The 5,608-nt window shown below is 66.8% G+C and carries 5 protein-coding genes and 1 pseudogene; 3 read left to right on the forward strand and 3 right to left on the reverse strand.

Features of this window, described 5'->3' with window-relative positions:
- On the forward strand, nt 1-286 hold a 286-nt coding region (locus P3W97_RS06575; protein WP_300844969.1), incomplete at its 5' end, for a hypothetical protein.
- A gap of 91 nt (nt 287-377) precedes the next feature.
- Here P3W97_RS06575 and P3W97_RS06580 read toward each other — a convergent pair.
- Both P3W97_RS06580 and P3W97_RS06585 read right to left on the reverse strand, forming a co-directional pair.
- On the reverse strand, nt 378-2,249 hold the full coding sequence (locus P3W97_RS06580; protein WP_300844971.1) for a phosphoenolpyruvate carboxykinase (GTP): 1,872 nt from the start codon (nt 2,247-2,249) through the stop codon (nt 378-380).
- Between the two features lie 418 nt (nt 2,250-2,667).
- Nucleotides 2,668-2,811 (reverse strand): hypothetical protein, encoded by a 144-nt coding sequence (locus P3W97_RS06585; RefSeq protein ID WP_300844973.1) that lies wholly within the window; start codon nt 2,809-2,811, stop codon nt 2,668-2,670.
- A gap of 77 nt (nt 2,812-2,888) precedes the next feature.
- Between P3W97_RS06585 and P3W97_RS06590 the strand changes: the two genes are divergently transcribed.
- Nucleotides 2,889-3,716 (forward strand): nucleotidyltransferase family protein, encoded by an 828-nt coding sequence (locus P3W97_RS06590; RefSeq protein WP_300844975.1) that lies wholly within the window; start codon nt 2,889-2,891, stop codon nt 3,714-3,716.
- Nucleotides 3,713-5,113, forward strand: a complete 1,401-nt coding sequence (locus tag P3W97_RS06595; protein ID WP_300844977.1) for an aminopeptidase P N-terminal domain-containing protein — start codon at nt 3,713-3,715, stop codon at nt 5,111-5,113. The genes P3W97_RS06590 and P3W97_RS06595 overlap by 4 nt, the downstream gene beginning before the upstream one ends.
- 139 nt (nt 5,114-5,252) lie before the next feature.
- Here P3W97_RS06595 and P3W97_RS06600 read toward each other — a convergent pair.
- Nucleotides 5,253-5,489, reverse strand: a pseudogene (locus P3W97_RS06600) (transposase); the annotation flags it as partial.
- Between the last annotated feature and the right edge of the window lie 119 nt (nt 5,490-5,608).

The raw sequence follows: 5,608 nt of genomic DNA on the forward strand, positions 1-5,608 counted from the left end.
CGCCCAGCGCTTCATGGCCGGCCTGGATGGCTGGGCGCTGCGCCGCGCCGTCGCCCGCGCTGAGGCTCGCACCGCTGCGCTGGCGCAACGGGACGCCCGCCTGCAGGCGGACCTGAATGCCCTGCGCCAGCGCGCAGAAACTCCCGATGAGGCCTGGGCACACGCCCTCAGCCCGCTGGGGCCCGAGCTCACGCGCTCCGCTGACGCGGCGCGCGAATGGGCGACCAGCCAGGCCGAGCAGATGACCTGGCCCAACGGTCGGCGCTACAGCCTCTACTACGTCTGACCAGCGCGCGACGGCCCACCGTCGTCCATACGCCCGTATCCGTGCAAAGGCCCCGACGAGCGGGGCCTTTGGTCGAGGGCACGGCGTGAGCTCAGCCCAGAATGCGCTGCGCCATCCGGGCCTTGGTCTGCACCAGCTCCGCCGGCAGGTGGTGTGCCAGCTTGTCGAACAGCTCCTGATGCAATTCCAGCTCGCGCGCCCAATCCGCGGGGTTCATGTCGGTGACGGCGCCAAAGCGATCGGGGCCGAAGTCCAACCCGTCCCAGTGGATCTCATCGTAGGTGGGGCTGATGCCGAAGGCATGGTCCTTGCCCGACACACGCCCTTCCAGCCGGTCGATCATCCAGCGCAGCACGCGCATGTTCTCGCCAAAGCCCGGCCAGATGAATTGGCCGTTCGCATCTTTGCGAAACCAGTTGACGCAAAAGATGCGCGGCAAGGTATGCCCGGTCTGCTCCAATCGGCGCTCCATATCCAGCCAGTGCTGGAAATAGTCGCTCATGTGATAGCCGCAAAAAGGCAGCATGGCAAACGGGTCGCGGCGCACCACGCCTTGCGCGCCAAATGCTGCGGCGGTGGTCTCGGATCCCATGGTAGCCGCCATGTAGACGCCCTCGCTCCAGTTGCGCGCTTCGGTCACGAGCGGCACGGTGTTGGAGCGGCGACCGCCGAAGATGAAGGCATCGATCGGCACACCGGCGGGATCGTCCCATTGGGCGTCCAGCACCGGGTTGTTGGTGGCCGCGACGGTGAAGCGGGCATTCGGGTGGGCGGCTTTGCGTCCGGCGGCGCCATCGGCCGGGGTCCAATCCTGGCCTTGCCAATCGAGGCAGTGGGCGGGCGCGGGACCCATGCCCTCCCACCAGACATCGCCGTCGTCGGTCAACGCCACATTGGTAAAAATCACGTCATGCCGCAGGCTGGCCATGCAGTTGGGGTTGGTGGCATCGTTGGTGCCGGGAGCCACGCCAAAGTATCCCGCCTCAGGATTGATCGCGTAGAGTCGGCCATCGGGGTGGGGCTTGATCCAGGCAATGTCATCGCCAATGGTGGTGACCTTCCAGCCCTCGAAGCCCGCAGGCGGGATCAGCATCGAGAAATTGGTCTTGCCGCAGGCACTGGGGAAAGCCGCGGCGAAATGGTATTTCCTACCCTCGGGGCTGGTCACGCCGAGGATGAGCATATGCTCGGCCAGCCAGCCCTCGTCGCGCCCCATGACCGAGGCGATACGCAGCGCCAGGCATTTCTTGCCCAGCAGGGCGTTGCCGCCGTAGCCGGAGCCGTAGGACCAAATCTCGCGCGTCTCGGGGTAGTGGACGATGTATTTGGTGGTGGGATTGCACGGCCAAGCGACATCGGCTTGTCCCGGCTGCAGTGGCGCACCCACGGTGTGCACGCAGGGCACGAAATGCCCGTCGCTGCCCAGCGCATCGTAAACCGCACGCCCCATGCGGGTCATGAGCTTCATGTTGACCACCACATAGGGGCTGTCGGTGAGCTCGACACCGATCTGCGCGACGGGCGAGCCCAGCGGCCCCATGCTGAACGGGATGACGTACAGGGTGCGGCCGCGCATGCAGCCGTCGAACAAGCCCGGCTGGCCGTCGCGCCCGTGCTGCAGAATGGCCCGCATCTCGGCCGGGGCCATCCAGTTGTTGGTGGGGCCGGCGTCTTCAGCGCGTTCACTGCAAATGAAGGTGCGGTCCTCGACACGCGCGACATCGGACGGGTCGGTCCACGCCAGGTAAGAATTGGGGCGCTTGGCTGGATTCAGCCGCTTGAGCGTGCCAGCGGCGACCATCTGCTCGCACAGGCGGTCGAATTCGGCCTGGCTCCCATCACACCATTCGATGCGGTCGGGCTTGCACAGGGCGGCCATATCGGCCACCCAGGCGATCAGGCGGGCGTGTTTGACATAGGCAGGGGTGTTGAGCTGCAGTCCCTGCATGACGGGCGCATTCATGGCGGTAAAACCCTAGATGATGGTGTGCCAGAGCCTGGACCCAGCAGATGCTGGCCGACATACTCCGGCGCCTCAGGTGAAATCGGACCGGTGCCGCTCACCGGCTGGTGTGAACCCTGCGGCCGATCGTCACGCGGATCGCGGTGGCGGCAAAGACACGAAGCCCGCGGGATGGCCCGGGCCCATGCCAGTCCGGCAGGGTGCAACGTCGATTGTATGGACCGGCTCCGCTGAGCGAGGCGCGCTTGCCGAAAACCTCATGCAAAAAATGCATGGGAACATGACGCCCCAATGACGACCGGATAATCGAGCGCCTCATCCATGCGCCGACGAAAAACCCCGCCGGAGCGCAGCCCGGCGGGGTCATCGAAACCAGCGTGGCGCATAGGCGGCGCCAAGGCCGCTGCGCGAGGAGCGATCAAGCCATGAAGACGGCAATGAATGCCAACAGGAACATCAAAATCGCGCCCGCCAGCGGGACCAGCCAAGGGATCACGGATACGATGGCTTCGGCCGGATCGACCGGGTCGGCGCCGTGCTCGGTCGAGGAAACATGTGCCATGCGAGGTCTCCAGCATTGTCGAGGTGAAGCGGCGGCACCCAACACCACCAGTTTTACATTGTAGACAAAAAGCCCCTATGCAGGATCATCCGCACATCGCTCCGCTCATCCAGCCATCGGAACCGAATGAACCGCCCGCTGAGGCGCTGCTGCTGGCAGCCGGCCGTGGCGAGCGCATGCGCCCGCTGACGGACATACGCCCCAAACCACTGCTCGAGGTGCACGGCCGGCCTTTGCTGGTCTGGCATCTGGATGCGCTGGCCCGCGCGGGGGTGAAGCGCGTGCTGATCAACACCGCGTGGCTGGGTGAGCAGATCCCGGCGGCTTTGGGCGACGCGCGCGACGGTCCGCACGGCCCAATGGCGCTGGTTTATTCGATGGAGGGCCGGGACTTCGGTCGCGCCCTGGAAACCGCCGGCGGCATCGCCCGCGCCTTGCCACGGCTGGCGGATGTGTTCTGGCTGGCGGCGGGGGATGTCTTCATGCCAGGCTTTGCTTTCGACCCGGCCGCACGGGCACGCTTTGCCCGCAGCCCCGCCTTGGCCCATCTGTGGCTGGTGCCCAACCCTTCGCACCACCCGCGCGGGGATTTCGGGCTGGATGCGCAGGGCTTGGCGCGGGATTTGCCGGCCGATGATCCATGCCCGCGCTGGACCTATTCCACCGTGGCGCTGCTGCGGCGCGCGCTGTTCGAGCCGCCGTGGTGCGACATCCCGCCAGGCAATCCAGCGGGTGTTGCCGCGCCGCTGGCCCCGCTGCTGCGCCGGGCCATGGCCGCCGGCCGCGTCACCGCCGAGGTCTGGCCGGGCCCCTGGACCGACGTGGGCACCCCGCAACGCTGGGCCGCGCTCAACGCCCCGCTCCCGCTGCAGGGGATTGCGCCCCCCGTATCATCCCCGCCATGACGACCCCGATTCCCCACCTAGCCCGCTACGCGCAAAGGCGCGCCCGCCTGGCGGCTCAGCTCGGCGACGGCGGCATCGCCATCATTCCCACGGCGCCCGAGCGGGTTCGCAACCGCGACAGCGAATACCCGTTTCGCTTCGATAGCTACTTCTATTACCTAACCGGCTTCACCGAGCCCCGCGCCTGGCTGGTGCTGACGGCCGAGGGGCACACGACCCTGTTTTGCCAGCCCAAGGACCTGGAGCGCGAAATTTGGGACGGTTACCGTCTGGGCCCAGCAGCCGCGCCCCGTGCGCTGGGGGTGGACGAGGCCCACTCGGTCGACGAATTGGACGCGCGCCTGCCGAAGCTGCTGGAAAACCGCCGCACCGTCTGGTACCCGTTTGCTACGCACGTCGGGCTGGAGGCGCGCATCGACGGCTGGCTGCACAAGGTGCGCGCGCGGGTGCGCCATGGCGTACTGTGCCCCGATGCGCAGCGCGATGTGTGCGCCCCGCTCGACGAAATGCGCCTGCTGAAAGACGCGCACGAGCTCGATGTGATGCGGCGCGCGGCGCAGATCAGTGCACGGGCACACATCCGGGCCATGCGCCGCTGTGCGGCCATGATTCGCTCCGGCGAGGATGTGCGTGAATACCACCTGGACGCGGAACTGCTGCACGAATTTCGCCGCAGCGGCTCGCAGTCACCCGCCTACGGCAGCATCGTGGCCGCCGGCGCCAATGCCTGCGTGCTGCATTACCGAGCCGATGCCGCTCCAGTGCGCAACGGCGATCTGGTGTTGATCGACGCCGGCTGCGAGCTGGACGGCTACGCGTCCGACATCACACGCACCTTTCCCGCCAACGGCCGCTTCAGCGGACCGCAGCGGGACCTGTACGAGCTGGTGCGGGCCGCGCAGCAGGCCGCAATCGATGCGACCCGGCCCGGGGCGCGCTTCGCCGATGCGCACGATGCGACGGTCAAGGTGCTGGCGCAGGGCATGCTGGACCTGGGCCTGCTGGACAAGAACGACGTGGGCCACCTGGATGATGTGATCGAGAAGCGACACTACTTTCGCTTTTACATGCACCGCTCCGGCCACTGGCTGGGGCTGGATGTGCACGATGTGGGCAGCTATGTCGAGCCGGCCGAGCTGGGCCAGGTGAGCGAGCGGCGCGACCCGCTCAGCGGCGAGATCATCCGCGACCGCCCCAGCCGCATCCTGCGCCCTGGCATGGTGCTGACCATCGAGCCGGGCTTGTATGTCAGCCCCGCGGCCGGCGTGCCCGAACATTTTTGGAACCTGGGTATCCGCATCGAGGACGACGCCGTGGTGACCGACAACGGCTGCGAGCTCATCACCCGAGACGTGCCAGTCGCGCCCGACGCGATCGAGGCGTTGATGCGGGAGTGAGGACCACGGTGGGCGTAACCTTACCCCCTGGAATCCGTACCCCATAGCCGAGTCACGAATTGACTTGCGTGGCCTGAGCCGCAAGCCAGCCTTCGTCCGTGTGGGTGTAGGTGATGTCGCCCGCCCACACTTGGACGGGTTCCGTCTTGACGTGCGCCAGCGCGTCCCGCAGCCGGCTGATCTCCATCTGCTCTGCGCTCACGACCTTGCTGTCAGCGCCTTTGAGCTTGCCCTGTCGGCCAGCCTTGACCCAGTTGAACAGCGTCCGCTCCACCACGCCCAGCGACCTGGCCGCTGCCGCAATGCTCTGCCCGCCGCTGACCAGCCGTACAGCTTTGCACTCCAGCTTGTAGCGCGCCCGCACGGTCTTCGTCATTTCCGTACTCCTTGCTCGCGTTGAACCACTCAGCAAAGGGTGCGTTTTTCCGGGGGCAAGGTCACACATCGGCCGCGCCCGACATAGACGCGTTCGTGCCATGTGACGTTTGCTGCCGC

This window comes from Tepidimonas sp. (assembly GCF_029335975.1).
GTDB lineage: Bacteria > Pseudomonadota > Gammaproteobacteria > Burkholderiales > Burkholderiaceae_C > Tepidimonas.

What these genes read in the sequence shown, in the direction of transcription:
- P3W97_RS06585 (WP_300844973.1), bottom strand. Translation starts at nt 2,811, where the DNA reads ATGGCACATGTTTCCTCGACCGAGCACGGCGCCGACCCGGTCGATCCG.
- P3W97_RS06590 (WP_300844975.1), top strand. Translation starts at nt 2,889, where the DNA reads ATGCAGGATCATCCGCACATCGCTCCGCTCATCCAGCCATCGGAACCG.
- P3W97_RS06580 (WP_300844971.1), bottom strand. Translation starts at nt 2,249, where the DNA reads ATGAATGCGCCCGTCATGCAGGGACTGCAGCTCAACACCCCTGCCTAT.
- P3W97_RS06595 (WP_300844977.1), top strand. Translation starts at nt 3,713, where the DNA reads ATGACGACCCCGATTCCCCACCTAGCCCGCTACGCGCAAAGGCGCGCC.